This is a genomic window from Robertmurraya sp. (assembly GCF_036676585.1).
Classification (GTDB): domain Bacteria; phylum Bacillota; class Bacilli; order Bacillales; family Cytobacillaceae; genus Robertmurraya_A.
The window spans coordinates 1-26,593 of record NZ_JAKFCQ010000092.1; the positions used below are offsets into that span (position 1 = coordinate 1).

Genomic DNA, 26,593 nt, shown 5'->3' on the forward strand with positions numbered 1-26,593 from the left:
TCAATAAATAAATGAAGTAACTGAAAAGCTCAATTTCTCTATTTTGATTTGCAGAGAAGTTGGGCTTTTTAATTTGGAATTTCCTTATCGTTGTAAATCCGCATTTTCCTGACGCTACCCCTATTAATGCTTGTACTTCGTCAGATATTTTTTCCGCCTGAAACTCTTTACGTAACTCTACCATTATTTCATTCCTTTCTTACTCCGTTAATAATAGATTCGAGACGGGATTGAAGAATACCTTCCATTTTTTCACATTGGAAATTATTCATCGCTTCCTCCATGTCATCAAAAATATGTGTGTATACTGTATGAAAGGATATATTGCAATGTTGAAGGTAGAGTGTACTGTGTACTTTTTCATCCATTTTCTCAAATGCAGTTTTTCTTATAAACATAAAAATTTAAATAAGATTATATATTTTTTCTTATTTATGTAGGAAAAAAGTAACCAATCGAGAATTAGTATTCATAGAGGGAAAGGAGAGGATACATCATGGGGAAAGTCATTACCTTCGGTGTGCAAAAAGGAGGATCGGGAAAGACCACTTCCGCAGGCGTTTGTGCCTGGTTACTCAGCCAAGAACATAAAGTGCTAGCTGTGGATCTAGACAGCCAGGGAAATCTAACTGAATTACTAACCCAACAGGATATCTATGATTTCACTGGTCGAACAATCCTTGAAGCTTTGAAAGAACAGTTAGCTGAAAAGTATATACATCGCATTACGGATAATCTACATATAATTACCGCGGAGGATTTGCTCGCTACATTCTCACGGTGGGTCTACCGGGAATATGAAAAACAACACCCAACAAGAAATCCAAGCCTCATCCTAAAAGAAACGTTGGATTCTATCAAAAATGATTACGACTTTATAATAATTGATACACCACCGGCTCTGGGAGATCAAACCATCAATGCCTTGGCAGCATCTGATGCTGTAATAGCGTTATTTGAGTCCTCGAAATTCTGCTATTCTGCATTAGAGCGATTTATTGAAACCATTGTCCATATTCAGGACAAGCTTAATCCAGATCTTAAAATAGCGGGGATTTTACGTGTGATGATCGACAACAGACGTGTAGATAACAAAGCCCTTATCGATCTGGTTGAACAAGAATATGAAGGTCTGGCTTTTGAAACCATCATTCATCGAAAAGCGGCAACTGGTCGTTTGAGCATTAATGGATTTTTGGAGAATACCGAATTAAAGCAAGCGGTAGAGCCCTACCATGATTTCTTAAAGGAGTTGATTGATCGTGTCTAAATTAAAAGCAATACAGGATAAGGTAGCAAACAAACGAAGCGGCGCTCATGCAGAATTACTAAATCCAACTGAAAATGAACAAATTCATAAATACGAAAATGAACTATTGAATAAAACTGTAATTAAGAAAAGGGCAACATTTGAATTTGATGAGGATTTTCACACGGAATTAAAGATTTTTGCCACACAAAATAAAACTAAGATGGTGGATGTCGTGGTCACAGCCTTACGAAAGTATATGGACGAGCAAAAGAAATAGAATCGCTATAGTAGTGTCAGTAAAATCTCGCTTCATTAGCCCCATAATTAGAGAAGACCTGGATTAGATTAACCCAGGTCTTAGATTCAGCCGATAAAATTTTGAAGACTCGCCATAATTTCCTTCAGTTTATCCTTGATAGAAAAGACTTGAGTCAGTGTTCCTTCTGCTGATGTAAGTGCCCTACCAGGATTTTCGATCATATCCATAACCTTGCAGTATAAATAAGTACTAAAAGCCAATAGTGTGCTTGGTTTAGGATTATCCTGTTGAACTTCTTGTTCAAATTCTTCAACCATTAGATTGGCCACAGACTGGTCTTTTTCAGGAAGAAAGGAAAAGACCTCTTTTAATGAAGAAATCAGTTCGATTAATTCATTAGGATTCAATCCGGTTTGTGTATTAATCTGTTGGTTGACATTGTTCCCACCGATATTTTGCTGAAATGACTCGAGCTGACTGTTCACGATGTTGTTATTCGTATTGTATGTTGTCCCCGCGGGAAAATTCTTAAGCAGTTCATTTTGTTCCCTTATAGCAGCAAGGGTCTCCCTATCTCGCTGTTCTTTTTCGAATTCCTTCTTCCACTTGGCTTGATTGGCCTTATCAATCTTGTCGATCATTTCTTGCATATTGCTTTGCGGAATCACAGGGACATGATTTACTGGATTGATCCTAAAGTCTCTTAATGCATTACTAATGGCCGTTGATTTCTTGAAAATATCTAACCTTTGATTGTTTTCATCGGACATATCAACTCTACCTTTCCTATCCTATTTTGTGTCTACCTTTTATTTTTTAGAATTTAGTATGATTTCAGCAGCTCTCAAACGATTTTCCATCTCTATCTCCTCATTCTTAACAACACTCAATAGAAAATCGATTACTTCTTCGGTGGAATTACGATCCAGACTGTCATTCTCCACTTCCACTCCTAATGTTTCTTCCATCAGGCTCAGGTGTTTGGTTAAGTTTGCCACAGCTCCTGGATAGCGTAATGAATCCTTTATGGGACCAGGAAGTTCGGATCGCAAAAACGGTTTTCCATCAAAAAACCATTCGACTTCCCGTTGATGGGGGAATCCGGATCCCGGTTTATCCTCATCTAATTCCTCTACATATTTGTAGTCGCTTGTAACTTCTCCGATATAGACTTCCCTTCCATTCTCATCAGGCACGATGACCCAATCTCCTGGATTCATTTCACGGACCAATATATTGACATTACTCAATCCAGCAGGCCATCCTTTTCCCTCAAGCAAAATCTTGATATCCCTATAATTGTGATCGGTTAAATCTTCTCCTAACGGATAACCTACAGCGATACGATGCTTTGTCAGGAAATAACCCATTGCGTAGTGATTATGAGGATTAGGACGAACTAACCAAAAATTTCTCATAACATTTCAACTCCTTTTACATTAATTAATATGTGATTAATTTAATGACAATATAATATATTTATTAATATGTGTCAAATATATTTGTTATTATTATTGACAGTCGAGAAGGAACCATATACAATAATAACCAAAATCTAACTAACGATAATGGAATGGTATCGCTAGTTAAGCGAGGTACGGACATGCAAATTTCACTACTTGCCACAAGTTCAGAAATCATAGAACGGTATAATGGGTTATCTCAACCGATCTCTGAAACCACAAAAGAATACCTCAAACATGCCAAAGCGGAAAACACAATCAAATCCTATCGAACGGATTGGAAGCATTTTAAGGATTGGTGTATCGATAACGATAGAACCTTCCTACCGGCTACCCCAGAAACCGTTTCTGATTATTTATCTTCGATGGCAGCAGCTAATTACAAACCAAGTACCATCCAGCGAAGAATTAGTGCCATCTCCCAGGCTCATCAAGCAGCTAACTATGAAAGTCCTACACATAGCCCACTGGTTCGGACCTTATGGGCATCTATTCTACGGGTTCATGGGACTCAGCAGCAAGGCAAAGCACCAGCAACCATAGACGATATCCGATTAATGATTGAGGTATTACCGAGTAACAATATCGGAATCCGAGATCGAGCGATACTACTCATTGGGTTTGCTGGTGGATTCAGGCGAAGTGAGATCGTCGCATTAAATAAAGAAGATATTGAATTTACTCGTGAAGGATTAGTTATTCATCAGCGGAAATCGAAAGTGGATCAAGAAGGAGAAGGTCGAAAGGTCGGAATACCCTACGGCGGAAACCTGGACACTTGTCCAGTACGTTCTCTTCAGGACTGGTTGGAGGCGGGAAACATCGGTATGGGGCCGATTTTTCGCCCGATCAACCGACATTTGCAAGTGAGGGATCGAAGGCTTTCTGATCAATCCGTAGCTCTCATTATCAAAAGGTACGCAGAGTTAGCAGGTCTAGATGTTCGTAAATATTCCGGTCACAGTTTACGTGCAGGGTTGGTGACTTCTGCTCACCTAGCAGGGAAAAGTGAACGAGCCATTATGAAACAGACCGGTCACCGATCTGTAACTACGGTTCGAAAATATATAAGAGAAGCATCCGTATTTCAAGATAATGCGGCTACCGGGATTGGACTTTAATTGATTTAAGTAGCTTTAGTCTTCTATTAGCGCCAAAAGTGATGGAGGTTCAAGATGATAATACTTGGTCAAACAAATGATGATAAAGGAACTCAGTTAGAACGTTTGACATCTAGAATATTGACACACCTCGGTTACACGAATGTCATTAATAATCTAGTCGGATCTGGCGGCGAAGAAATTGATGTAAGTGCGCAATACCAATTTCCAGGTATGGGAGGAGTTACTCGAAGGAAATTACTTTGTGAATGTAAAGCATATAAAACCACGATTGGTATGAGTGAATGGTTAAAATTCCTAGGAAAGATATACCTTGAGGAAGCTAAATTAGGAGAAGAAGTGTTTGGTTGCTTTATTGCTTTATCTGGAGTGAACGGTAACGTCGCAGGAAATTACGATGATCTTTTTCAAAATAGAACTAACATAAACCTCGTCACTGGTGAAAGGATATTGTCCATCGCAAGTGATATATACGGATTATGTTCAATGGAAAAGATTACTGAGGTCATAGGCAAATTTACTCCCAAAATCATTAAACATTTAGAAGTCGGTTACTACAATAATCAAGTTTTCTGGGTAACTATATTCGGAGATGATACGTACACCGTTCTTGATGAATCTGGTAATTTTTTATCGGGTGATATTACAATCCTTTGTGATATGTTACAAAAAACTTTGCCAGTTAAGATATTTATTGATTTGAAAACGGAAATAGAAGCGCAAGAAAGAGCAATATTAGGTAAAAAGATCATTTTGTGGAGTTTAATTTTGGATGATAATCGTGAAACAAATTTCGAAAAAACGATTGATATTGCAACTAAGCTAGAAGAATCCTTTGAGGAACCAGAGCTAAAAGAAGCAGCGCACGAACTAAATATTAAGGGCTGGGTTAGTCTTAATGATTCCTCCATAAAACTTATTTCTGAAGATCATGAATCATTTTACACCACGATTGCAGAAATATATAGATTTATATTAACCGGAAAAATTCTTCTCGATGTTTTAGGTGGTGATTTTTACGACAAGCACATCAACGAGGAACTTTTCAGTCATATACAGGAAACTCAAAAGGGATTGCCCATGTCTCAGGAGGAAAAGACTAAGGCAATTGAATTACTTCGTTTATCTCCAACTGCACTATTAAGATCCTTACAACCTGACCCCATGATTATCACTCATCACGAACAGGGGATAAGAAACGAACAAATGGATATCCATGACAAGAACCACTTCTTTAGGATGTTATTTAATTCTTTGAAACGTGATTTTAATTCTGGTTTCTTTACTAGCTACTTTCATGAAACACGTGATTTAAGAGAACTAGAGATTAAACAAGCTATTGTCGTGAAAAATGATAAAGAAGCAATACTGCAAGAAAACATTATTGAAAGGATCGGTATCGGTGAACTTGCCGATGAATTGGGAGGAGGATATATCCGGCTATTGGTTTTAGATGAGGCTCCTCAACCTTGGGAATGGAATAAAAGTGACCATGATGAAAGTTAAAATGAATACTTTTCAATGTCTGATGTGGCGAATACATTGTTTCCTTATTTCAGATTGTGTTTGATCGCATAACTATTATGGGTGACATCGATCATAGAAATGGATTCCGATTAAAAGGATGATGCGCTTATTAGAAACCACATAAGATAGAATTAATGGATTGATGGCGTCTGGAGTATCGACTGTGGAATGATAAAGCGAATAATTTCTTCAACATTAATCTGTTTGATAACTTGATTCTGTTTGAACCATCATATGACGGATTGGAATGGAAGGAAAAATGACTGCTCATTGCGTTGTTTAGTGGGGAAGCTTCACTGGATGTGATAGAATCTCCTAAAACCAAGAGTAAAATGAAAAAGTTGATCATCGGACAGCACCATATAAACATCACAACGGCATTAGCTGAGTATTGGCAGGACAGGAAAAGACATTAACAGGGCGCACAAACCGGAATTCATTTCCAGTTATGCGCCTTTTAATCATTCGGTAAGGAGAACGGTCCTTGCCTTTTTGTGTTGCCATTATTTGCATCAACTATATTACAAGGAAGTTTACATACAAAAAGATCATATATATAAAGTAAGGGGCTTGTTAAAAAATCGCTTGGTTTCCCTATATATTAGACAACATCATTTTCTAGCGATAGTGAAGTGTATGTATAAGATCGGTTGATCGATGAATAATCTATCGATGGGATAAATCCTGATAGATTTGGAAATTCATTATAGATTATGTGCGGAGCTTTAGATGTTGTTATAGGTGCACTTCCTTTTCAGCTAATGAATCGGTTTAATGCTGCTGATTTCTTGATGGTAATGGGTTGCCGAGAGGCTTTGCAATAACAACATACCATGAACAGGGATTAAGATAGGTGCGTTGGAAAGAATCTGACAGGATTTTGACGGCATCATGACACTTTGCATCTGTTTCAAGTTGTATCATTGCTTACGGGGATGCGTTAGAAATTTTTTATTCCCGCCTATTATAAAATAGGAGCCCTGCTTTATTGATTATATGAAGTAACGAAAGGAGGTGAAGAAAATGAAGATGTCTGCTTTATTGCTTGCTTTGGTTCTGGTCTTTGGAGATCAAAAAGAGGCTCTCCCGACATTGGATGATCTAAGTAACTTGACTGACATAGTTACTTTCATGATCACTGCTCGTCAGGAGAACCAAAATAAAAAGAAATAATCCTATCACCATTATACAGATTAAAAAGAGAAAACATGCGGGGGCTCCTTCATTTTGGGCTCTCCTTCGCATGATGTGATTAGACCCAGTGTGCGGATCTGCGTCTGTCACCTGTTTAACAATAAGCTGATTCTTGAATTGGACAAGCATAGACTCCTTGTTTGCCAACATTTTCGGCTTAATTTCTGAAAAAATGGGCTTAATTCTAATGTCTGCATATGTAATTTCATTAAAATATGACGTTTTTAGTACCAAGGTGCTTATTTAGTCTCCATCTTCGCAATCTCCATCGTCACCGTTTTCTATTCCATCTGTAGCGTCGGACTTGACCCAAGTATCAATCCATGTTTTGCTAGCTTCTTTCTCCTCTTGTTCGATTGAAGGAAAATAATGAACACGAACAACTTATTACTGGTCATTGATAAAAAATAATAGCGGGAGAATCAATAATAAAGTATCGGACTATTGTTTAATCGAACATAGAAAATATGTCCAACTAGTCCTGGCTTATGATGCTGAAGAAGCTGTGACTATTTCTCCAAGAATTATAGAGGGACACTAAAAAAAGAAGGATGACATTGTATTGAATAATCCTACCAACCTTGCGGTGAAGGAAGTTGGTCGGGAGGATTATCTACTTACTTAATCTATCAAAGACCCGTGACATAGAAAAAGAGCACCTCTACTGTTTGAGCTACTCTTTTGTATTTGGGCAACCAAAGGTGCACTCTCATCCTTACTTCTAAACTCTACCTACTATTTTAATGATATCCCAATATAGGTATGCTACTACACGATATCCTTTTGGTAGTCCACGGTTTAGATTAACTCCTCGTTTTAGATATTGCGACTTCTGAAACAATATATGGTTCGGGTTTGGCTTGAAAGAGGGGGGATTCCCACTTAGATTTACCACACTGCAAAGGATGGCATCCAATTCATGATCTGTAAGGATTTCCCTTACTCCTGGCATACCTACAATTCCAATCCCTCTAATATTATCTAAAAGATTATTATTTGGGCTTGTCCAAGCTAAACCTGTCCAATGTGCCGATCCTCCGTACCCCAATTCATGTAAAGGATGGGTGGGGATTACTGTGTTGAGTTCTCTGATGCAAGCCCTAGGATATGTCTCAAAGAGGTTTTTCGCAAGCACATAAGGAGTTCTACTATAGGCCAGAATAGTCTTGAACCGAACAGGAACAGATCCAATCAGATCAGCGTAAGGTGGTCTGCCCTCATAATATTCATCTATGGATCTTTTGACTAACTCATTATAGGAATTCATACCCTTGATATGTGCCTTGATCTTAGAAGTTCGGTGGAATCCAAGAAAAGGCAACAGTTCCCTTGTATCCAGTGGTGTATCGACCACAAGGGGAATGCTGCTTGGGAGAAGAGGCCAATGATTCTTTCGGACTTCTGTTAATTGCTCTTGAATAAACTTTGTTTGTTCTTCCGCTAATTCATCCACTGTTGCCAACTCTAAGATCTTTTTTAGGCTGCTGACTGACGCATATTTTTTGTTGTTTTTTCGTAATCGTCTAGCACATTCCCGATCATTAGGTAATTTGCCTAGTAGGATACATTCGATTTCTCGGCTACTTATAACTTTTCTTGAAATTACCAAAGAGCTTGTATCGGTGGTGACCCCTGCAATATCTAACCCCAAACTATAATAGACTGCCATGTTATCTTTTCTCCTTCTTTATATTAATCTAATGATGTATATTAGCCAAATTCTAAAAAATGAACACAAAAAAACGCTGAAATAGCATTCTTTTCGAGCAGTCTAGATACCCTTATTTTCAAATGTTTTGTGTTTTCTCTTGGTGAGCCAGTTAGAGTTACTTACCATTTTTTAAGTTTGCAAATACCCATTAGTAGATAGTAGTTATTGATATGGTTTATAAGAAAATCATTAAAACTGTATTTATGTATTTATGTATTTATGTATTTATGAATTTGTTGAAGTAAGAATTTTACGATATAGCTATGAAAAATGCTTATTTGCAAATGATGTTGATCTAAATGATTATAAGACAAAAAAGCACATCACTTGGATGTGCTTTTTTCTTACACGTCAAGCACTATATCTAAACGGTTCAAGTGCTGCCATGCTTTTAAAATATGATTTTCTCTAAACGTTTTCTTTTTGTAGCTACTCCAATCCTGTACAGCTTTTACCACTCCATCATAATTGGTGGCAATTGAAGGATTCTCTTTCATCACCCAATGAACCGTAGATAATAATTCCATGCCATAGGGTGTTTCATACCCTCGAATGATTTCACTTACTCGTTCCAACCGTTTTCTGGATTCTTCGTGATCCGATAGGAATTCGATGGCTTCTTTTGCAGCATTGGGTAAAAGGAATATTTCTGCATCCCTCGTTCGGTCTCCAAATCCCCTTGTATAGTGCCCTTCTAATCGAATTAGAACATGATTCAAATTTTCTGCGTATGGTCCATAATACTTCTTCTCGAATCGAAGGTTGAGGGATTCTCCTACTACCTGAAGGAAATAGGCCAGCTTTTGAATTTCAAGTAGCGTCAGTTTATAACCAGGAATAGCATAGTTTTCCATTAACGCAATAAACAAAGCTCGCGCAGTTGTTAAATGAGGTTTGTTGGTTCCAATCTTAATTTGATCCGGAGCGGGTGCTCCCGCGGGTGCATACAAAAGCACCCGAACGTCTGGTAATGCTGCAAACGCCTGTTCAATCTTTGGTCGTACATCGTCCCAATTCAATCCCCCGTTACCACAGCCCAAAGGAGGTATGGCGATAGACTGAATACTAAGGCGTTTAATGTCTTTCACCAGTGCATTTAAACCATTATCAATAAATTCCATTTTAGAATTACCTTTCCAATGTTGCTTGGTTGGAAAATTGATAATATATTTCGGATTGAACATTGATCCAGTAGGGACAATGAACATTTCTCCGGTCTTCACTTCTTCGGCACGACAAGCTTTTTCGTAAGCCTTGAACACTTCTGGAAAAGCCTGTTTAAATTGTAAAGCAATTCCCTTCCCCATTACCCCCACTGTGTTCACTGTATTAACCAAAGCTTCTGCATCTGCTTCTAAAAGATTCCCTTTTGTATATTCGATCATCGGATACACCTCCTTCTCCTAGTAGTACCAGTTCCGCTGAATAGAAACTGGGGTTATATCTTCATAGTCATGTAAGACTCGTTCTACAGCTGTTTTGAATCGGATGTTTATCACACCAATTTCTTGTATTAAAGTCCAGGGGACGAAATCATGAACTAGAAATTCAGCCTGTCTCCGGCGCGGTCGGTCTTTATCATCATCCGTCTCACCCCAGTATTTTTCCTGCATAATATCCCAGTCAACATGCTTTAAATCTTCGGTATTCTTAAAAAAATCACTAATATCCAAAATGGCATGGCCGTCTGTAAATACAAAGTCTAAACCATGATCCTCAATCATCTGTACCGTGGTTTTTAAATAAATAATGTATTCTTGTCCTTCTTCATAGCCTTCGACATTACCTCTATGAATAGTGTAGAGCATAGGTGATCTAGGCGCAAAATAAAATGGTACATAGTCATGTAAATTTCCCCATGGGGGCTGCTTTACATCGGTGTTCAATCTACGCTGTTGTACATTGGAATAAGCGATATTGGTATACCCTATCCCAAGTCTTTTTACGGCTGAATTTGACAATAGACCCTTATTATTAAGGATGGACCGAAGGTTTCTGCCACTCGTCATATGGTAAATAGGAGTTGGTATAGGATACATATTTTTACCTCTGACATAGAATCCGGTATTTATTATTCCGGTGTATTTTTTTGAAGAAATTCTTCTAATTTTTCTTCCCTAATTCTCCATAATCTACCTAATTTGACTCCCTTCAATTTCCCGGAGTCCAACCAACGATAAACGGTCTTTTCGGCTACTTGAAGACGATCAGCGACCTGTGCGGGAGTAAAAATCTTGTCTTCCATTTATAAGTGCCCCCTCACTGGTATCATTACATCTTGTTTTGTCATATCACTGATCCCTCCCCCTATTGTCCTATTTTGTCCATTATAGTCCACTAGAGTCTTAATATCAAATAAACTAGCCAAGATTTCAGGTGTCATTAATGCGTAAATAAGAAAAAACTTATATTTGTAAATACAAAAATATGAAATTACGAAAATGAGAAAATACACTATGTATGATTGATTTCAATACCCCTACTTTATAGCGAAAAAGGAATTCAATTTGTAATATAATTGTGGTGGAAAAATCTTAGATTACACTCACCAAGATATTACAGTACTTGCTACTTTAAAGAGAAAAGCTTGGACATGTAATTATAGAAGGAAGGGAGAAGATATCATGTTTTCTCTAAAATTTGATATTAGTAAGGTGACTGAATGGTCTTCTCGTTATGATTATATGGATGATATGGACATAATCCAGATCGGTCAAAAAGTTAAAGAGGATGGCTACTTTGCACAAGAGGATTTTTTAAAAATTTGCAGATGGAAAAGCCCAAGAACTCAAAATCATACCAGGCAAAACAGCGAAGAATATATTCGTATTATCACCGAAGTTGCACTCTCTACAAGTGATGAAAGGTTACGAATCGAAATCTTGACTCTTTTAAAAGGAGTTGATTGGCCTACTGCTTCTGTACTCTTACATTTTGGACACACCGATAGATATCCAATTTTAGATTTTCGTGCTTTATGGTCATTAAATTCCAATGTTCCCAGGAAGGGCTATAATTTTGATTTTTGGTTTGAATACGTCAGCTACTGTAGAAATTTGGCCGACAAATGTGAAGTAGATATGCGGACTCTTGACCAAGCGTTATGGGCGTATTCTAAGGTTAACCAATAACTCACTCATAATATTACGTTGCAATATCTATAAATATAAAAGCTATTTGAGGCAGTGGCGTGCCACGTTGATATAAGCGGCGCACCACTATATGAATGCTTACATGTAATATGACACGCTACCCTTTGGTCATCCCCACCCACAAAGATGGTCACCTCCGACATTTCAACTCTTTGCGATTATATAAGAGTAGTTTCCCTAGTAGCGCATCCTTCATGGTCATTACTAAACTTCTAGGATACACACCTGAACAACACAATACAAAAGCCCTCCAGTGTTAATTCGGAAGGCTTCAATAAATAGCAGACTTCTTCTTATCCACTATTCTGCCTAAGAGTATACCCCTTTATACATAACTCAAAAAATATTTCCGGTCGGCCAAGAGTGTCGGCTTTTTCTTTTGTTCTCCTGTTTCGATCGAAAGCATGAAGTGGTAAATGTTAACTAAGTAAACTTGGTTAACGATTGGTATAACAATATTTTTAGGTTAACTAACTGGAGGGATAAGAAATGTCAGACGTCATTCGGAGTAAAAGTATCAACGGAAGTGAAAGAGAAAGTAGCGGCCATGATCGAAGCAAGCTATTTGAAATCAAAGGATTGGTTTGAATCCCTGCTATCCCTGTATGAAATGCAACGATTGCAGACTTTGCGGAACAGATGATCATTGATGATTATCAATTGATCATCTCCTTCCTATCTACCTAACCCATCCATCCAATTTAGGAAATCATGAACCACATTATGCGGATCACGCCAGCATCGTTCGGCTGGATATTGTCTTACAGAAACATGATGATTCTGGAACCATATGGTTCGATCCGCTTCTCGTTCTACGCTAGGATGAAAATGATCCGAAACTACTTCTAAAATTGCCCAACGTCCATACTTGCAGACTAGGTAGTCAGGTTCCTTCCGTTGGTTACCACAGACGGCTAATGGCAGGGGAAAGAATAGAACACCCGATGCTTGGAAGTGAGGGGCCAAATTTTTCTCCGATAAGGATCGGAAACGAATCCCTTCATGTTCCACAAAGGGTTGGTTTGAAGAAGGAAAACTGGCTTGATTATTCAATCCTTGCCCGATCAGTTGTTTAAGTACCTCATCACGCCATCCCAAATACGCACTTTGTAAACGAATACTAAAATTTACTTCCCATATCTCATACCCAGCGTCAAGAGGCATAAATTCTTTACACAAAAAATACAAGCGATCTTTGTGGCGTTTATGGAACTTTTTAAAAATTAATGACGGAACAAAAACAGTTAAAATCGCATAATAACAGTTCCAGCGATTACGTGAAAACTGGTCCGTTCCTATAAAAGATATTTCCGTAAAATTTAAAAGGGCAGCTAACTCGCAGTCATCTTCATCTTGTTGAGCTGCTAAATAACTTGAAATCGTATAAAGAAAATCCTCCTCATTCGGAAGGTAGTAATTATATTCCATCCCTTAATTCCTCTCTTCTACAAAATTGAAAAAATGCTACTACTTGTTTACGAACTCACGGGGCGAGCAGGGCGATGCCCACCGAGGTGCTGACTAACATAGCCCAAAGGGTTTCGATACTAGCCGATGCAAACAATGTCCTATTTTTCATAGACAACTCCTCCTTCATAGCTTTTTCGTACAAATTCATGCTGATAAATCTCAACAATGTAAGAATACAGAATACGAAGGCTATGAAACCTGCAGCCAAGATTGGATGCGCCGTTAATGCTACCCACAGGGTCACTGCTGACCCCGTCAGTCCGTAAACATAAAAATTTTAAAGTTAAGCTCCTTAAACTCCACCTTTAGCCTTGTAATAAGCATCGGCTAGCTTCACGATATCTGGAGCAATCTTTAACCCATAGTCGAAACTCTTTTTTAAAAGGTCGGTTACCTTCTTCCAATTCGGTTCCGACTTCTGAACTTCTTCATTCACTTCTTTCAATAAGTCTGTTGCTTCTTTCTTTTCTTCTTCCGAAAAATTAGAATGCTCGATTTTAAGTAAAATTTGAAGTGAAATTTCATTCTTAATAGTAGTAATTTGGGTTTGATTTACATTAATGATGGTTGAAGGCGATTTAGATATGAGCTTAACCGATACTTTGGCAGCAAGCATTTGCAACGTTGAGATTTTACCAACAGGAAAATCTGCACTTCTAAAACCCTTACGTTCATCAGACTTTTTTCCAAACAAAACAGTAAGGACGGAATCACACTTATCAACCCATTCTTGAACCTTGGGATCCTGGCTCAAATTGTTATATTCCAAATGGGAAAGCTACTGTCCTTCTTCTATTGCCTCAAGAAGTTGATTTTTTATTTCTTCTGACATCTTCCATTACCCCATTTCTAAAATTCAAATTCGCCTGCATCTTCGTTTCACCAGCCAGACTATTTATATCAGTGTTTTTCTAGGGTATTCCTTGCAACCTCTCGTTGCTTTATGGCGACCGGATCCTGTGATCCAAGACCGTAATAGGCGATATACTCTAACGCTTTTCGATAGGCTTCATACCTATCATAATATCTGTTTAAGTTATACACCGAGTTGAACCCACTTTTCATATGGGTCTGTTTTTGCATTTCAGCTCTTTTGCAGCCACAGCTTTTAGACTTGCCACTAGTCAATTAATCAGTAAAAATCAGTCTTTCTTCTCCACATTAACAAAGACACTGCCAATTAACCGAAGCTCTTTCAGCTAACTCCAATACGGTTAAGTGTGTGAATTTCTGTCCAGTTAGGTCATGCTACCTCCCATTGGGAAATGATCAAAACAATAAAGGGTCGAAGTAATTTCATTTTTAACCCTAAGATCAAGGAGTACGGCCGCACTAATCCAACTCTTTGCACTTTTGGTCGTACTCTTCCTTTGTAATTTCACCTAACTTTAAGAAAAGGTCGAGGACTTCACGTTGTTGATCCGGGTTGATCACGGCAGCTGTTGCTTGGTTATTTTGATTTACTATGTAATCTGGTAATTCCCTATGTTTTTGTTTTGACGTAGTTGAAGATGAACCGGGTATCGGTCGAGTGTATCCATTGGTAAGTATTCTAGTTACATAGCCAACTACATTTTTACAATCAGGTTTTTTAATGGCTGTTGATACTACCTCAAGAATAGTTTCTTGATCTGCTAGACTAAGCCATTTTGATAGAGTCGTTTTATTAACCTTAATTTCATATTGATTGAGCAAATCATCAACAACATTGTTGTTGATTAATACATTATGTTTTAATACATTATTTTCTTTAACATTATTCGGTTCGATTTTCGAACTAGAGTCTGGTTCGAAAATCGAACTAGAGTCTGGTTCGATTTTCGAACTAGGAACTGATTTCTCCTCTGGTTCGATTTTCGAACTAGGGATTTTGGCTTGTGCTGATTTTTCTTTCCGTTCAGCCGGCTTATAGTCAGTATCGTAATTTCTGACTATCTCCAATGGTTTAGTTGCCAGGTCGGGACTATTTTGAGGATATTCATAGACAATGATATTAACTGGGTTTTCTTTTAAATTGGATTTTATCTCGATCTCGTGAAGATCAATAAACCCGTAATTCCAAAGGGGTCGAATGATCTTCTGGTAGAATTTTTCTTTACCTACACCTAAACGTTTGGCGATTTTGTTCATGGAGTTCGGAATAGCATCTGCTTCTCTATCTTCCTTGCTTCGATCGGCCCAAGTGTAAAAAGTAAGCCAGGCAACATACGCATCATTTCCGATTTTTTTTATCCAGTCATCCATAGCAACAAAATGTTGTTGTGGTAAGCGGAGCTCATCACGAGTCTTTTTTCTAGCGTGCAAAAATTTTACTGAACTCATAATAAAAAATTCCCTCCAATTTTTTAAAACACTAGAAGGAATCTGCCCATTTTGATAGAATATATCTAACAACAATTAAAAATGAGCAGACCTCTCCTAAGGTCTATGTCGTAGAGAAAGCCCGGTCTCCCCAGACATGAGGGCTTTTTCTCATTTATAGTAAATTCTTCAAACATCGACAAAATCCTTCTAAACTAAATTGGCAGATTTAAATTTCATCCTCTTTTTTGGTTTTAATATACTACTTGGATCGCACGCATGACAGAGAAATAGCCTGTCACAATTAGTGAACAGGCTATTTCTTTATGTTTAATGGACTTTTTTTCGAATGATCAGATATTTTTTTGCTCAATTCAGCAGCTTCTTTTGGAGTTAACTTCATGTACCTCACCTTTCCAGTGATTATTTTACTTTCATCTTTACCCTCTTTTTTGCTTTTTATCCATGATACAGGTTTCTTAGTGACAGAGGAATGAAGGATGGACTTTGGACAAAACAGCAGACCGTTCTTCTAATGAGTCAAGTAGATTATATTCAATCTACCAATTAAAGCTAACTTCATAGTCAACAACTTGCAATTCATAAATTGTATTGTAAAATATTCCTATAGATACTTAGGCTATGTACGTCCCAAATGAGCAGACGAAGATAGCTAAGAACACACACATGTTCATTCATTATGTCACAACGGTTCAATACCGTTAGTTTGACATGTCTTGAAACGTGGGTTCTTAGCTTTTTGGTTTGCATATCAATCAAAAAAGCTAAGAACTCCATGTTCTTAGCTTTTTTTGTTTGTTTAATGGACGTATGAAGAGGTCTAAAGCGGCAACTCTAGACCTTCGTTGGATGGTGACCTACCTATCATATTAATAGTATTGTAACACTTCGGTAGGCAACCTTTCTAGTCCAAACAATATTTGAACTAGGGAGAGGATTTTTATGACAATGAAAACGAAAGCAAGCAAGCCGACGATTATTCGTGTATCAAAAGACAGAAACAACCCATACGTTACGATGAATAAGCACGGACTGGACAACCCCGCACTATCTATGAAAGCGAAGGGAATTCTGGCGTATTTATTATCGAAACCCGATGACTGGAGAATTTTTGTCCCCGATCTGGTCAAGCATTGTGCGGACGGACGTGACTCTATCCGAGCAGGATTACGAGAATTGGAGGAACACGGGTACCTGATCCGCTACCAATTGAAGAACGAAAAAGGACGATTCTCAAACACAGAATGTGTCCTTTACGAAGTACCTCAGGGGGATCAATCGCCCCTTCCTCCAAGCGAAAAAAGTACCGATTGTAAGTCGAAGAAAACGTCCAAGCGAAGTGGATCGAAGCCTACAGCCACAAGAGGTTTATCCGTGGACGGAAAATCCGTCGACGGATTTTCCGACACTACTAATTATTTATTATTACTAAGTAATGATGAATCACTAAATACTGATATTAATAAAACAACAACAGGGGATACCAAGACGGCTTGTGAAACTATCAACCCTACCGAAAAAGAAAAGAACGCTGACGCTGTTGTTGTTGTAAAACCTGCATCACAGATTAGTATTTTCGATCTGGGTGAACCGTCAGCACCTACCACTCCCCCAGCGAATAATAACAACACTGGCGTGGAGGCTGGTAAGTTTGTTGACGAGGGAGCTGTACAATCAATCAAGACACAGTTAGACACACGGGGTCTGCCAACCACTCTATCGACCATACGCAGTTGGATCGAAAAGACCAACGCTGACCACGTACAAGAATGGGTGGATTACGCTTGTTCTCCGTCTGGAGCTTCGATCCAGAACGCAGGATTCCTGACGAAGCATATCCTGTCTGGGGAAAAACCGCTTGTCCATGTTGACCAACCGATCCAGCCTACCGCACCAAAGTCACGGTCTAACGTTGTGCAGATGCCGAAGAAGAAACTCCCCTACTATATGGAGCAATCCTACATTGAACGATCCAAGGATGTCCCTGCGGAATTGGACGAAGAACAAAGAGCTCAGGCGGAGGAGCTACTACGCGCACTCGGGGAGCTCGACTAAAAACCTCGTATCACACACTATGTTTTTCCTGCGGTCATATCGGAGGGGGCGTATATACCCCTTTGGCCTCACAGGATCAATTCTACGGTGTCTGATAGGGTCTATGAAGGTGTGAAACTGCGGGTCTGTCGGTAAAACGTCTCTACGAGGTTCCTAGACGCCTATAGAATCGATCTGTTAATCAATCTGTACCGACTCTGTACATCCTTTTGATGTCGTTACCGCTACAAATAAGCACCGTGCCTTCCTCTGGTGAATCGTGTAACATTATTCTTAGATGCGATAATAACGGGAGGTGGATCGGTATGGCAAAGCATAGACGAGGAGGAAAACGAGAGGGGGCGGGACGACCTGGGAGCGGATTGGTGGCGAAAAGGGTCGCTCTGTCCATGCCTCCTGCCTTCTGGGCGGGGGTGGAGGACGCTGGTGTGTCTGTATCGGAGTATCTGCGAAGGATATTGATACCGAAGGAGGAGCCGAAGGAAGAACCCACGCTCCCCCAGCTCGGAGAGATCCCCCCTATCAACCTCCGCTCTTTTTTCTACGGATGGACAGCGGATAAGATTGTCGAGTGGGTCGGGGGTGTCCACCCCCTCACCGACATGGATAAAGCGGAGCATGGAGCGGACTAGAGTACGGCTGTATCTTTCGCAGAATCGGTGTACGGGTCACAGCTGCACAACCTATTTCACGAAAGAGCGATCAATGAGTACCCCGACCGATGTGGGATCAGTCCATCCGTGGTAGAATCGGTACTTTCCTGCACAAAAACGGAGCGGAAGCGGTGGGAGGGGGATGGTCGGCTCCCTGTTGTCCATAGATTCGAGACGGGATCACGCAGAAATCGGGTATGGGTACCTCTGTACGATCGAAGGGTCTTAGAACGGATGACACCCGAAGCTCTGGAACGGTGGAGGATGGATGACGAAGATACCAAGCGGAACCAACGCACTCAGATTGATTCTGCCGTGTCTGACAGCCGTTTTGTGATCGTAGAAGCGATAACCGTGGGGAAAGTACCCTGCCGTATTTTTGGTCCAATGTGGACGAGTCTGGAGGGTGTAGAATCGCTCTGGAATCGGCATAGACAGCACATCCCGTTGGAGTGGGAGGAGGAAGGCGTCGAAGGGTCGATCCTTATGCGGGATTATTACTCGGGGGAAGTCCTGCGATTGGGTCGCTTTTGACGGCTCTTTTGAAATGTGTAACACGAATCCTAGGTATTGTCATGTCGGTCAAAATGGTGTATACTGGTAGTATATTCAAGTATTACCATCTGAACCCATCAAGCAGACAAGCTCGACCTGCAAGCGGAGTATCTGGAGTCAGATATGATCGGTGATAGTAGGGGATTGTGGACGTACTCTCTAGCAAGATCAAAGAGAAGCATACGAGGACAACAACGGGGAAGTGTCTAGCTGATGACGTATCTTACGTGGACAGCGACTTAGTACCATAAAAGCACGTATCTGTTACCTTGAAAGTCAATCACATATATCCAATGGGGTGTACCACTGTCCGTAATGGGTCAGTACCACCACCTGACGGAAAGCCAAAGACGCACGGATAATCGTGGGTCTTTTTTGCGTTTACCCACACACCAAAAACAAGGAGGGATGAATCGAATGTCAATCAATATCCAGTACGTAGCACCGCATCGAATACCGTTACGCGCTTATCGCGGATGTCCTATTGGATGTAGCAGCGTCAGGGATAACATTAAAATTAAGGAGGTTTTATACGATGAAAAGAAGTGAAAAACGAGAGGTTGAATTAGCTCTTGAAAGTGATGTATTTGCAAGAATGTATGGGGTTGTCCCTACTGAGAAGATTTTTCCTGCACCTCTATGGGCGTTGGTATCGTTGGATGATTTCGAATATTACCTGTGCTTGATCGAGGAAAAGGAAATGAACGCTTGATCTGAAACGATGAGCAGATATTACATCTGCTCTATATTTAACTTCTAGTTGCTTACTTACGGTTGGTCGTCATGATCACCAATCCTCACCGCATCAATTAGCGGAGTTTTACTCGTATCACACACAACTAAATAGCAGTACCACTTGTACCTCTGTAGGCGTGACCTATTATCCGTTGCAGTAGATTACAAGTCCAAGGGACAGCAAGTAGCGTTCCGCATAAGTCGCCAATATCTTCGGATATTTCCACTTCGGTGGTGTGGCTAGCGAGTCTTGAAACCGGCGTAACCTTTCGTCACCTAAGTAAGATAGTAAGATGACAAGGTTGGCGGTCATCTGAGGGTGATTCGCTGAACAGCTTCTGTACATAGCCGTGATAGTGGTCGAGCAGACGTCCCGAAGGGACAGCCTACAAGACTACGAGTAAGGTGATTCTTACGAATTTACGGCAAGCCCGCCATAATTTTATGGCGGGCTTGCGATAGCCTTGTCAAAAACGGGGTCGCACACATACGAAAGGAGGGGAAAACGATGGGTAAAAGAGGATCAATTGTCCATCAATGTAAGACCGCCTTACAAGCTACCGAGAGGTACGGACATTCAAAACGTCAAGAGATTGCACGATATGGTAAGTCCAACGTAAAAGGGACGTTTAATTGGGATACGCTCAAGCAGTACCTTTCATCCTCAATCAATTTTGCGCGGTGGTGTAAGCAAGAGTATGAAATTCGGGACATTCGTGAGATTGACCGCACTATGTATGAGGAGTACATCGAGTTTAAGCGGGGGGAAGTATCCGAAGGTTGGATCGGAGGAATCCAGAATGGATTACGCAAGTTGGAAGAAGGAATCATCAAAGAAGCAAAGAACGAAGGGATCGAGCTGGATGTTGACTTCTTTTCTACTGGCGGTCGTGTAAGTAATGAGACGAATCCTCCGAAGGATCGGTCTTACACGGTTGAGGAAAGGGAGCAGATATTGTCCGAGATGGATGGACATGAGAAGGATGCAACGGAGCTTTCTTTTGAGCTTGGGACAAGACTTCGTGAAACGGTGGAGTTGCGGGTGGAGAATATCGTCATTACTCGTCGGCACATGTACTTGGAATTTAAGGATGGCGAATCCCAAGGACAAACAAAGGGAGCGAGAGGTCGTATAAAAGAGATTCCGAAGGAATACCGACCAAAGGTGCGCGAGCTGATTGCTGGCAAGGAGAAAGGGGATCGGATTTTTGACGGTATCTCAAAGCGGTCATTGACCGATAGCTTTAGGACAGCGTGTGAGGATGCAGGGATCGAGTCCCACGGATTTCACGGCACAAGACACACCTTTGCAAGAGAAGCGATTGAAACATACGCTGAAAAGGTTGCTGAAAAGTATGAGATTGACCGTGAGGACATCATCGAAGCAAAGGATCGTATCATCGAAAATATCCGAAAAGGTGAGGAAAAGGATTACGGATTTGGTGAGAATGAGAGAGAATTGTATGAAGCGTCAATTGAGTCAATGGATAAGGTTATGGACGATCTTGGACACGGACCTGGGCGCACCCAACTCTATGTCGTATATTTGGGGAGGTAAAGAGGATGAACTTAAAGCTCGATGGATGGAACATCGGCAACAAAGAGGAGTTTGTGCAGTATCTGATTAAGGAGGCTCACGCAAGGTTTACGGCTGCCAAAGCATCAGGTAGGATGACGGATCAGCAATACTGGGATGCCCTGGACGATTTGCGTAATATGGCCAAACATTACCTCGATGTAGATTTGCGAGAGGGACGGTAGATACTGTTATTTCGGTGGTAAAGTATGGTAAAATAGAAGGGTTAGAAGGCGGTTTGGCGGGCGATCCACTGGAATGGGTCGCTTTTTTATTTCAAAGGGGTGTGATTAGGTGAAGTTCAAATTTTTCAATGATACCGGGCGAGTTGTTTCTATCCACCCTGCTACCTTAACTCACGGTTGCGAGGTAGACCAAAGTCCCATTCAACCGCTGGAAGAAAGATTATTTATCTTACCCCCCGATACCTATCCTTGGGTCAAAATGTGGGACTACGGCGAAAAAATAGGGTTACAAATTTTAGTTTCGCCAACTAGAGATTAACGATGGCCAGGGGAGCCATGATTTTATGCATGGCTCAAAGTAGTACAGGGTTGATAAATCAACGTTTTGAACCGGTGCATAAAATCCTGTATATAACACCAATATCCCCCATCCCATACAAGATACCAAGGGTTGTGGGGGATGGGGGATTTGCAAATGGCGTTAAGAAATCATTCTTTTGTTACCCCTACATACAATCTTTATTCAAAGGTGGATTACAGATAGAGGTTGCTCCTTCTTGTCCCACCCAAACGTGGTACATTGGTTATTAGGAATAGAGAAAGGGGCGGGAAATATGGACGAAAAAAAATTGGCCGAACTCATTAGATCGGTCATTCGGGAAGAAATCCGGAGCCTACGAGACCAAATGAACGGACGCTTTGATAATCTTGAAGGGATGCAACGGGAGATGCTTTTAGCCGACCTGGAGGCAAAGGAGAAGTGATGACATGGCTTTAGATTTGAGTGCTGACTTTTCCCCTTTGTTCAGCTCGTTGTTACAGCTTGTGGTGTGGATGGTTGTTCCCGGTGTGGCTGTTGCTATTCTTACCAAGAAACTACCATCCCCTCTTTTTAGGCTACTGACTATGGCGGCTGTCTTAGGTGGGGCTTATGGATATTTCAAATTTAGTTAGTGTCGGGTTTATGGGTTAATTTCGCACGCAACCGATCCATTTCGCTGTATAGGTCCTTGAGTTGGGCATTGTGAGCTTCATTGACTTGCTCAAGTTTTTCTTGGTATGCACTGCGGGCCTGAAGCACTTGTTCCTTAGCAGAAAGTTCAAGCTGCTTTTTTTCTGTTTCGTGTTGTTCTTTGATTCTATCTAATTCCTGCTGGTGGTCTTTGGCGAGACGATCTAGTTCGGCTTGAAGGTGCTGAATGGCCGTCTCGTGTTGTTCTTTCGTCCGCTCTAATTCTCGCTGGTGATCTATGATGAGACGATCCATTTCCGACTGTTGGGTTTGGGCGGTTTGTTTTAAGCTGTGCACGTCCTGTTCCAATTCGCGGATCCGTTGTTGCAGAGCTTCGTTTTCGTCAGCTTGGCTTTGATACTTCGTTACAATTCCGGTCAGGGTTTGGATTTTTTCTTCATACTGCTTTACCAGTGCAGTAGTAGTGGCTGCCGATTGTTGCAGTTGCTCAATTTGTTTTTCGACATCCACTTTCTCCTGGGATGATTCTCTGGCCAGTTTCTCCGCGTCTTGGGTCCGAACCTCCAATGCAGATAAATCGACTTGGAGACGTGCGATAATTTGGTCCTTGGATTCTCTCATTTCCTCCACTTTGTGCAAGATACCCTCTCGTTCAAACGCCGCACGTTGGATCATATTAGCCACGATGTTTACAATGCGTTGGGTATGGGTTTCGATCTCAGATACGTCCTTGGAAAAGGTTGCATCCCCCTTCATCTCCTGCATTTGGGCTACCGCGAGAAGCCCTTCCATCCACTCGGACCCGGTTAAACCGGATGCTTCCTGGGCCGCCTTAAGCCGGTCATACATTTCTTCTGAAACTTTTACTCCGTATGTTTTACTACTCATCGTTATCCTCCTTCCTATTGGTTAACCATAAAACACTGATATATCAATGGTTAACTAGTTAACCTTGTTAACCATATTTTATCATGAAAGTTATGGAAATACAAAAAAGATGCGAGATCAAAAGCTATTGAAAAATGATAGAATGTAATTAACTGTAAATAGAGAGGGGAAACCATACATGGATCGGAAGTTTTTGTATGATGTTGAGGTTATGCAGGCTCTGCGGCATGTAAAAGAGAAAATTGAGTCTCAGGGATATCAAGTAGATACTCGTTGGATCGACTATCACGGGGATCAATGTCCTCGCTGTGGTCAGAAATTCAAGGTATATAACCATAGCGTAAAAGGCGCGGCTAGTGCATCGGCTTTCCTCGTATCCGAGCAAAATAAAGCCGTTGTCTATTGTGTTTGCAAGTCATGTAATCGTGAGATTCTCCGAACTCAATTAGGAAATGGAAAAACACTTGATACGGAAAGCCGTATTATTGAGAAATTGCCTGATCTGAAGCGTGCCAGTGACGAGCCTCCAACTAAGGAAGAATTTAAGCATCAGATGGACGTATTAAATAAAATTTAACCGATCTGGAGGGGGGCTGTACTATGAGATTAACTGAAGTCAGTTCGTATCAAGACGAGAATGGCATTCAAAGAGTTTTGGTTACAAGGAAAGATAAAGGAAAGACAGTTAGTAAAACAGAATTGATCCACGGCAATAGATATCGAGTTGAACCTCTCAATCCTCAGAAATTAAAGCATAGAGGACGTGCTGGAGTCCTGGTCGGTTTTGTAGAAGGTAAACTCGGCCCCGATCAAGTAAAAATTAAATTTGAGGACACAGGTCGAGTTGGGCAAGTACAACTGGATGATCTCGTCGAAGCTTAAGGAGAGAGTATATGTTAAGTAGTAATTTTTTTCCAGTTTCAATAGAGCTTTTAGTACGCATGGTTTTAGAAGCGTCGCAAAGCCCAAAATATGATTCCGACGAATATCTTAAAAGTGTAAACGATGAATTGCTATATTGGGCCTCTGATTTAGTTGAAGATTACCAGGAGGATTTCGAAGAGAATCCGGAAGACAAGCAAGCACTCGTAAACGGAATTTGGGAAACACTTGGAGATATGTCCATTTGGCGTGATGGTGAAGACGATCCAATCAAAGAAATCTTCTTCAACAACCTTCGTGAGTATCTTGGGGGAGAGAATTACTTTTATAGATTGGTAAAGGAACAATACGAAGAAGCGGACGAGCTGTAAAGGAGAATTAGACAATGGAACAGAGTAATTTCACGATTAATAGTATAGATCGCAAAGGTGAACCTATTAAAATAACTTGTGAGGGGATAGATGACCAACAATTGGCTCATTTCGGTGGGTTGGATTTAGCTGTTAAGGCCGCAAGAACGCTGATAGCGGCAACTAATAATCCTATGTCATTCCCTGAAAAAGAAGGGGACTACTATATCAGTGATAAGGTTGTGGCTTTGCTTTTAAATGAAGTCGGTGAACTCATCCGCAACACTTCACCTGAGCCAGACTACATAGCAGATATATCGAATATCGAGTTGGTCAAAGATTTCTTGGAACATTTGCCTGAAAATAGAGAAGTAACTCAAGTAATTGAAGAAGATAACCAATTAATTCAGGAAGCTAATAAAAGAGAACGAGAAGAAGAGGATAAGATTTGGCAAAATATCATGTCTGATTTTAATCAAAATAAATAATCGAACGAGATTGAAGAAGGGTTACCTTGAGTAATCATTCTTTTATTTTTTATGAACATTCCGGGCATATCTCGTCTCCTCCATACGTATGCATCAGTCAGTGATGGATGTAGTTTCAAGTTTTCTCCTTCATAGGGAGAGGAGGTATGATTGGAATGAGAGGTAAAAGAGGAGTAGGCAAAAAACGAATCGTGCGAAAGAGCGTATCGATCACGAATGAGCTAGAACGGAAATTAAATAGGCTTTCGAAATCCACTGATCTTGCCCCGGCAACCCTGCTCACGATGGCGGCAGAAGCGGCACTGGACAGTGCTCAATGGGTGAATACGGTACAAGCTCAGTATTGCGCTGACCAAAATTTCTGGTGGCACCCTTCTGTAGATGGAAAGGGCCGGGTTCTTCCTCCACCGGCTGATCCTGCATCTGGTGAGGAGTAGATGAGTTAGACATCTCTCCCCCCATAATTGACTATCATTAGGGGTGGCGGTTCGGACCGTAGGCCACCTCTCTAAAACTGTTATTTCCACACGATTTTTTCTGATTTGCTGCCAATCAAAGGTCCGCTTCTATCGTGGATATTTGTTGCCAAATAATTCTAGCAAAGGGAATTCGCAACAGAATTCTTTCACATTGATAATTTTCTAAGGAATTCGCAACAGAATTCTTTCACAACGTGAACGTGATCATCGAGTTTTGGCATCGTTATTGAATCACGGATCTGGGCGCTTTTTATTCTTTTGTTAGATATTGTTCGAGCAACTCACGAGGGATCGAGTCGAGAGCTTTTTGGGCTCCGAGATTATAAATGATAAGTTTGAGGACGTTAAGCAACTCTTCGTCACTGTACAGCAGTTTACCCTCCCTGGGCATTTCCCATTTTTCAGGAAGATAGTAGTTCACGGTATCGTAATCCAGTGGTTGTGGTTCAAGTTTTAAGTCTAGTACGGGCATGTTCTTTTTCCACTCATACTCTTGGCGATAGATGTTTCTAAGTTCATCAATAGTGTAATGCAGCTCCTCAATCATTTCCCGGTCTTCTTCTAGTTTTTTCTGAAAATATTCTTCGAACTCGTGCTCCATTCCCGACACCTTCACTCTCAAATTAAGTCTGCAAGAATTTTTTTACCATTCCAAAAATTCTGCTGTACCTATCATTCTTTTGGCTTGTCTTTTTTTCGATAAGGAGCATCTTTTAGAAACATCAATTGGTTATATAAGTAATCTCTTCTGCTCAAATTCAACTTTTGTTTTCGGAGAGCTTTTTCGAAATAGCGAATGGTCTGAGTGCAGTTGTGATCATAGTAAATAGTTGAATGCGGGCTGAAATCAAGGAGTTTCTTAACAGTTTTGTAGAGGGCAGTGATCGGATGATCAGAAGCAATAAGGGGATTTCCGTTTTTTTCTTTAACAAACCATTTTTTACCTCGTTTTTCAAGGGAGAGCCATATAAAATGTTTTTGTGAAAGTGAGAAATTCTCGGATGGTGGGGGAACGGGAGGGGAGTTCAACCGCTGAGGTTTTGGGCGAGGTAATTCTTTCAACGGGGGTGGAGCTAATGTCATAAATATACTTCCTGAGGGGATATGTAGTTTTTGGATACCTTATTATAGCTTAACAGAATTATCTTCATTTTCAATATTTATACGTTGAATCTCTTTATGGGGTACCGTCAGGAAAATGCGGATTTACAACGCTAAGCCCATTTTCAAGACAATTCCCCCATTTTTAACAACGTTAAGAATGTTTTAGTGGTCTTAAAGAATCTAACGAGACCATTTTCTC

31 protein-coding genes are annotated in these 26,593 nt (G+C 40.5%); 18 read left to right on the forward strand and 13 right to left on the reverse strand.

Annotated features, from left to right (window positions below; translation table 11 throughout):
* Positions 1 to 184: hypothetical protein (locus tag ACGLXV_RS12840; protein ID WP_391558927.1), on the reverse strand; the 184-nt coding region annotated here is incomplete at its 3' end.
* 312 nt (positions 185 to 496) lie between these two features.
* Here ACGLXV_RS12840 and ACGLXV_RS12845 point away from each other — a divergent pair.
* Positions 497 to 1,270: a ParA family protein gene (locus ACGLXV_RS12845; protein WP_391558928.1), complete on the forward strand. Its 774-nt coding sequence runs from the start codon at positions 497 to 499 to the stop codon at positions 1,268 to 1,270.
* Positions 1,263 to 1,529 (forward strand): hypothetical protein, encoded by a 267-nt coding sequence (locus ACGLXV_RS12850; RefSeq protein ID WP_391558929.1) that lies wholly within the window; start codon positions 1,263 to 1,265, stop codon positions 1,527 to 1,529. The genes ACGLXV_RS12845 and ACGLXV_RS12850 overlap by 8 nt, the downstream gene beginning before the upstream one ends.
* Before the next feature lie 86 nt (positions 1,530 to 1,615).
* On the opposite strand, the gene ACGLXV_RS12855 is transcribed toward ACGLXV_RS12850, so the two are convergent.
* Together ACGLXV_RS12855 and ACGLXV_RS12860 are read right to left on the reverse strand one after the other, a co-directional pair.
* Positions 1,616 to 2,281 carry a hypothetical protein gene (locus ACGLXV_RS12855; RefSeq protein WP_391558930.1) on the reverse strand — a complete coding sequence of 222 codons (666 nt, stop codon included), beginning with the start codon at positions 2,279 to 2,281 and terminating at the stop codon, positions 1,616 to 1,618.
* 39 nt (positions 2,282 to 2,320) lie between these two features.
* Positions 2,321 to 2,929, reverse strand: a complete 609-nt coding sequence (locus ACGLXV_RS12860) for a hypothetical protein (protein ID WP_391558931.1) — start codon at positions 2,927 to 2,929, stop codon at positions 2,321 to 2,323.
* Positions 2,930 to 3,114: 185 nt separating this feature from the next.
* Between ACGLXV_RS12860 and ACGLXV_RS12865 the strand changes: the two genes are divergently transcribed.
* The 3 genes from ACGLXV_RS12865 to ACGLXV_RS12875 all read left to right on the forward strand — a co-directional run bounded on the left by ACGLXV_RS12865 (position 3,115) and on the right by ACGLXV_RS12875 (position 6,795).
* Positions 3,115 to 4,095 (forward strand): site-specific integrase, encoded by a 981-nt coding sequence (locus ACGLXV_RS12865; protein WP_391558932.1) that lies wholly within the window; start codon positions 3,115 to 3,117, stop codon positions 4,093 to 4,095.
* A gap of 54 nt (positions 4,096 to 4,149) precedes the next feature.
* Entirely contained in the window at positions 4,150 to 5,601 is a 1,452-nt protein-coding gene (locus ACGLXV_RS12870; RefSeq protein ID WP_391558933.1) for a restriction endonuclease, read from the forward strand.
* Positions 5,602 to 6,645: 1,044 nt separating this feature from the next.
* A complete protein-coding gene (locus ACGLXV_RS12875; RefSeq protein ID WP_391558934.1) occupies positions 6,646 to 6,795 on the forward strand; it encodes a hypothetical protein in 150 nt (49 codons plus the stop codon).
* A gap of 742 nt (positions 6,796 to 7,537) precedes the next feature.
* Here ACGLXV_RS12875 and ACGLXV_RS12880 read toward each other — a convergent pair.
* The 4 genes from ACGLXV_RS12880 to ACGLXV_RS12895 form a co-directional block, all read right to left on the reverse strand.
* The gene (locus tag ACGLXV_RS12880) at positions 7,538 to 8,485 is read right to left on the reverse strand and encodes a hypothetical protein (RefSeq protein ID WP_391558935.1); all 948 of its coding nucleotides are present in this window, start codon (positions 8,483 to 8,485) and stop codon (positions 7,538 to 7,540) included.
* A 386-nt stretch (positions 8,486 to 8,871) separates the two neighbouring features.
* Positions 8,872 to 9,912 carry a type II toxin-antitoxin system antitoxin DNA ADP-ribosyl glycohydrolase DarG gene (darG, locus tag ACGLXV_RS12885; protein WP_391558936.1) on the reverse strand — a complete coding sequence of 347 codons (1,041 nt, stop codon included), beginning with the start codon at positions 9,910 to 9,912 and terminating at the stop codon, positions 8,872 to 8,874.
* Between the two features lie 18 nt (positions 9,913 to 9,930).
* A complete protein-coding gene (gene darT, locus ACGLXV_RS12890) occupies positions 9,931 to 10,566 on the reverse strand; it encodes a type II toxin-antitoxin system toxin DNA ADP-ribosyl transferase DarT (RefSeq protein WP_391558937.1) in 636 nt (211 codons plus the stop codon).
* Positions 10,567 to 10,598: 32 nt separating this feature from the next.
* Positions 10,599 to 10,772, reverse strand: a complete 174-nt coding sequence (locus ACGLXV_RS12895) for a helix-turn-helix domain-containing protein (RefSeq protein WP_391558938.1) — start codon at positions 10,770 to 10,772, stop codon at positions 10,599 to 10,601.
* 379 nt (positions 10,773 to 11,151) lie between these two features.
* Here ACGLXV_RS12895 and ACGLXV_RS12900 point away from each other — a divergent pair, with 379 nt between their 5' ends.
* A complete protein-coding gene (locus tag ACGLXV_RS12900) occupies positions 11,152 to 11,658 on the forward strand; it encodes a hypothetical protein (RefSeq protein ID WP_391558939.1) in 507 nt (168 codons plus the stop codon).
* A gap of 696 nt (positions 11,659 to 12,354) precedes the next feature.
* On the opposite strand, the gene ACGLXV_RS12905 is transcribed toward ACGLXV_RS12900, so the two are convergent.
* The 3 genes from ACGLXV_RS12905 to ACGLXV_RS12915 all read right to left on the reverse strand — a co-directional run bounded on the left by ACGLXV_RS12905 (position 12,355) and on the right by ACGLXV_RS12915 (position 15,471).
* Complete coding sequence (locus ACGLXV_RS12905; protein ID WP_391558940.1) at positions 12,355 to 13,107, reverse strand: hypothetical protein; 753 nt, start codon at positions 13,105 to 13,107, stop codon at positions 12,355 to 12,357.
* 334 nt (positions 13,108 to 13,441) lie between these two features.
* Positions 13,442 to 13,903: a hypothetical protein gene (locus ACGLXV_RS12910; protein WP_391558941.1), complete on the reverse strand. Its 462-nt coding sequence runs from the start codon at positions 13,901 to 13,903 to the stop codon at positions 13,442 to 13,444.
* A 578-nt stretch (positions 13,904 to 14,481) separates the two neighbouring features.
* Positions 14,482 to 15,471 (reverse strand): hypothetical protein, encoded by a 990-nt coding sequence (locus ACGLXV_RS12915; protein WP_391558942.1) that lies wholly within the window; start codon positions 15,469 to 15,471, stop codon positions 14,482 to 14,484.
* A 942-nt stretch (positions 15,472 to 16,413) separates the two neighbouring features.
* Here ACGLXV_RS12915 and ACGLXV_RS12920 point away from each other — a divergent pair.
* The 7 genes from ACGLXV_RS12920 (at position 16,414) to ACGLXV_RS12950 (ending at position 21,994) form a co-directional block, all read left to right on the forward strand.
* Positions 16,414 to 17,526 carry a helix-turn-helix domain-containing protein gene (locus tag ACGLXV_RS12920; RefSeq protein ID WP_391558943.1) on the forward strand — a complete coding sequence of 371 codons (1,113 nt, stop codon included), beginning with the start codon at positions 16,414 to 16,416 and terminating at the stop codon, positions 17,524 to 17,526.
* A gap of 305 nt (positions 17,527 to 17,831) precedes the next feature.
* On the forward strand, positions 17,832 to 18,158 hold the full coding sequence (locus tag ACGLXV_RS12925; protein WP_391558944.1) for a hypothetical protein: 327 nt from the start codon (positions 17,832 to 17,834) through the stop codon (positions 18,156 to 18,158).
* Between the two features lie 1,111 nt (positions 18,159 to 19,269).
* Positions 19,270 to 19,446 (forward strand): hypothetical protein, encoded by a 177-nt coding sequence (locus ACGLXV_RS12930; protein ID WP_391558945.1) that lies wholly within the window; start codon positions 19,270 to 19,272, stop codon positions 19,444 to 19,446.
* A gap of 531 nt (positions 19,447 to 19,977) precedes the next feature.
* The gene (locus tag ACGLXV_RS12935; RefSeq protein ID WP_391558946.1) at positions 19,978 to 21,027 is read left to right on the forward strand and encodes a tyrosine-type recombinase/integrase; all 1,050 of its coding nucleotides are present in this window, start codon (positions 19,978 to 19,980) and stop codon (positions 21,025 to 21,027) included.
* Positions 21,028 to 21,032: 5 nt separating this feature from the next.
* On the forward strand, positions 21,033 to 21,230 hold the full coding sequence (locus ACGLXV_RS12940; RefSeq protein ID WP_391558947.1) for a hypothetical protein: 198 nt from the start codon (positions 21,033 to 21,035) through the stop codon (positions 21,228 to 21,230).
* A gap of 109 nt (positions 21,231 to 21,339) precedes the next feature.
* Positions 21,340 to 21,549, forward strand: coding sequence for a hypothetical protein (locus ACGLXV_RS12945; RefSeq protein ID WP_391558948.1), 210 nt, complete (start codon positions 21,340 to 21,342; stop codon positions 21,547 to 21,549).
* Positions 21,550 to 21,859: 310 nt separating this feature from the next.
* Positions 21,860 to 21,994, forward strand: coding sequence for a hypothetical protein (locus ACGLXV_RS12950; protein ID WP_391558949.1), 135 nt, complete (start codon positions 21,860 to 21,862; stop codon positions 21,992 to 21,994).
* 182 nt (positions 21,995 to 22,176) lie between these two features.
* Here the strand turns inward: ACGLXV_RS12950 and ACGLXV_RS12955 are convergent, their stop codons facing one another.
* Positions 22,177 to 23,091, reverse strand: a complete 915-nt coding sequence (locus ACGLXV_RS12955; protein ID WP_391558950.1) for a hypothetical protein — start codon at positions 23,089 to 23,091, stop codon at positions 22,177 to 22,179.
* A 178-nt stretch (positions 23,092 to 23,269) separates the two neighbouring features.
* Between ACGLXV_RS12955 and ACGLXV_RS12960 the strand changes: the two genes are divergently transcribed.
* From ACGLXV_RS12960 to ACGLXV_RS12980, 5 genes are all read left to right on the forward strand, one after another.
* Positions 23,270 to 23,668 carry a hypothetical protein gene (locus ACGLXV_RS12960; RefSeq protein WP_391558951.1) on the forward strand — a complete coding sequence of 133 codons (399 nt, stop codon included), beginning with the start codon at positions 23,270 to 23,272 and terminating at the stop codon, positions 23,666 to 23,668.
* A gap of 23 nt (positions 23,669 to 23,691) precedes the next feature.
* Positions 23,692 to 23,973 (forward strand): hypothetical protein, encoded by a 282-nt coding sequence (locus ACGLXV_RS12965; protein WP_391558952.1) that lies wholly within the window; start codon positions 23,692 to 23,694, stop codon positions 23,971 to 23,973.
* A gap of 11 nt (positions 23,974 to 23,984) precedes the next feature.
* Positions 23,985 to 24,344, forward strand: coding sequence for a hypothetical protein (locus ACGLXV_RS12970; protein WP_391558953.1), 360 nt, complete (start codon positions 23,985 to 23,987; stop codon positions 24,342 to 24,344).
* 14 nt (positions 24,345 to 24,358) lie between these two features.
* Positions 24,359 to 24,811, forward strand: coding sequence for a hypothetical protein (locus ACGLXV_RS12975; protein WP_391558954.1), 453 nt, complete (start codon positions 24,359 to 24,361; stop codon positions 24,809 to 24,811).
* 146 nt (positions 24,812 to 24,957) lie between these two features.
* Positions 24,958 to 25,248, forward strand: coding sequence for a hypothetical protein (locus ACGLXV_RS12980; RefSeq protein ID WP_391558955.1), 291 nt, complete (start codon positions 24,958 to 24,960; stop codon positions 25,246 to 25,248).
* 292 nt (positions 25,249 to 25,540) lie between these two features.
* Here ACGLXV_RS12980 and ACGLXV_RS12985 read toward each other — a convergent pair whose 3' ends face one another.
* A complete protein-coding gene (locus ACGLXV_RS12985; RefSeq protein WP_391558956.1) occupies positions 25,541 to 25,891 on the reverse strand; it encodes a hypothetical protein in 351 nt (116 codons plus the stop codon).
* 71 nt (positions 25,892 to 25,962) lie between these two features.
* Positions 25,963 to 26,373, reverse strand: coding sequence for a hypothetical protein (locus ACGLXV_RS12990; RefSeq protein WP_391558957.1), 411 nt, complete (start codon positions 26,371 to 26,373; stop codon positions 25,963 to 25,965).
* Positions 26,374 to 26,593 lie beyond the last annotated feature (220 nt).

Excerpts from the sequence above, each read along its gene's own strand:
- ACGLXV_RS12845 (WP_391558928.1), top strand. The coding sequence starts at position 497 with ATGGGGAAAGTCATTACCTTCGGTGTGCAAAAAGGAGGATCGGGAAAG.
- ACGLXV_RS12855 (WP_391558930.1), bottom strand. The coding sequence starts at position 2,281 with ATGTCCGATGAAAACAATCAAAGGTTAGATATTTTCAAGAAATCAACG.
- ACGLXV_RS12860 (WP_391558931.1), bottom strand. The coding sequence starts at position 2,929 with ATGAGAAATTTTTGGTTAGTTCGTCCTAATCCTCATAATCACTACGCA.
- ACGLXV_RS12865 (WP_391558932.1), top strand. The coding sequence starts at position 3,115 with ATGCAAATTTCACTACTTGCCACAAGTTCAGAAATCATAGAACGGTAT.
- ACGLXV_RS12870 (WP_391558933.1), top strand. The coding sequence starts at position 4,150 with ATGATAATACTTGGTCAAACAAATGATGATAAAGGAACTCAGTTAGAA.
- ACGLXV_RS12875 (WP_391558934.1), top strand. The coding sequence starts at position 6,646 with ATGAAGATGTCTGCTTTATTGCTTGCTTTGGTTCTGGTCTTTGGAGAT.
- ACGLXV_RS12880 (WP_391558935.1), bottom strand. The coding sequence starts at position 8,485 with ATGGCAGTCTATTATAGTTTGGGGTTAGATATTGCAGGGGTCACCACC.
- darG (WP_391558936.1), bottom strand. The coding sequence starts at position 9,912 with ATGATCGAATATACAAAAGGGAATCTTTTAGAAGCAGATGCAGAAGCT.
- darT (WP_391558937.1), bottom strand. The coding sequence starts at position 10,566 with ATGTATCCTATACCAACTCCTATTTACCATATGACGAGTGGCAGAAAC.
- ACGLXV_RS12895 (WP_391558938.1), bottom strand. The coding sequence starts at position 10,772 with ATGGAAGACAAGATTTTTACTCCCGCACAGGTCGCTGATCGTCTTCAA.
- ACGLXV_RS12900 (WP_391558939.1), top strand. The coding sequence starts at position 11,152 with ATGTTTTCTCTAAAATTTGATATTAGTAAGGTGACTGAATGGTCTTCT.
- ACGLXV_RS12905 (WP_391558940.1), bottom strand. The coding sequence starts at position 13,107 with ATGGAATATAATTACTACCTTCCGAATGAGGAGGATTTTCTTTATACG.
- ACGLXV_RS12915 (WP_391558942.1), bottom strand. The coding sequence starts at position 15,471 with ATGAGTTCAGTAAAATTTTTGCACGCTAGAAAAAAGACTCGTGATGAG.
- ACGLXV_RS12920 (WP_391558943.1), top strand. The coding sequence starts at position 16,414 with ATGACAATGAAAACGAAAGCAAGCAAGCCGACGATTATTCGTGTATCA.
- ACGLXV_RS12925 (WP_391558944.1), top strand. The coding sequence starts at position 17,832 with ATGGCAAAGCATAGACGAGGAGGAAAACGAGAGGGGGCGGGACGACCT.
- ACGLXV_RS12930 (WP_391558945.1), top strand. The coding sequence starts at position 19,270 with ATGAAAAGAAGTGAAAAACGAGAGGTTGAATTAGCTCTTGAAAGTGAT.
- ACGLXV_RS12935 (WP_391558946.1), top strand. The coding sequence starts at position 19,978 with ATGGGTAAAAGAGGATCAATTGTCCATCAATGTAAGACCGCCTTACAA.
- ACGLXV_RS12940 (WP_391558947.1), top strand. The coding sequence starts at position 21,033 with ATGAACTTAAAGCTCGATGGATGGAACATCGGCAACAAAGAGGAGTTT.
- ACGLXV_RS12955 (WP_391558950.1), bottom strand. The coding sequence starts at position 23,091 with ATGAGTAGTAAAACATACGGAGTAAAAGTTTCAGAAGAAATGTATGAC.
- ACGLXV_RS12960 (WP_391558951.1), top strand. The coding sequence starts at position 23,270 with ATGGATCGGAAGTTTTTGTATGATGTTGAGGTTATGCAGGCTCTGCGG.
- ACGLXV_RS12965 (WP_391558952.1), top strand. The coding sequence starts at position 23,692 with ATGAGATTAACTGAAGTCAGTTCGTATCAAGACGAGAATGGCATTCAA.
- ACGLXV_RS12970 (WP_391558953.1), top strand. The coding sequence starts at position 23,985 with ATGTTAAGTAGTAATTTTTTTCCAGTTTCAATAGAGCTTTTAGTACGC.
- ACGLXV_RS12975 (WP_391558954.1), top strand. The coding sequence starts at position 24,359 with ATGGAACAGAGTAATTTCACGATTAATAGTATAGATCGCAAAGGTGAA.
- ACGLXV_RS12980 (WP_391558955.1), top strand. The coding sequence starts at position 24,958 with ATGATTGGAATGAGAGGTAAAAGAGGAGTAGGCAAAAAACGAATCGTG.
- ACGLXV_RS12985 (WP_391558956.1), bottom strand. The coding sequence starts at position 25,891 with ATGGAGCACGAGTTCGAAGAATATTTTCAGAAAAAACTAGAAGAAGAC.
- ACGLXV_RS12990 (WP_391558957.1), bottom strand. The coding sequence starts at position 26,373 with ATGACATTAGCTCCACCCCCGTTGAAAGAATTACCTCGCCCAAAACCT.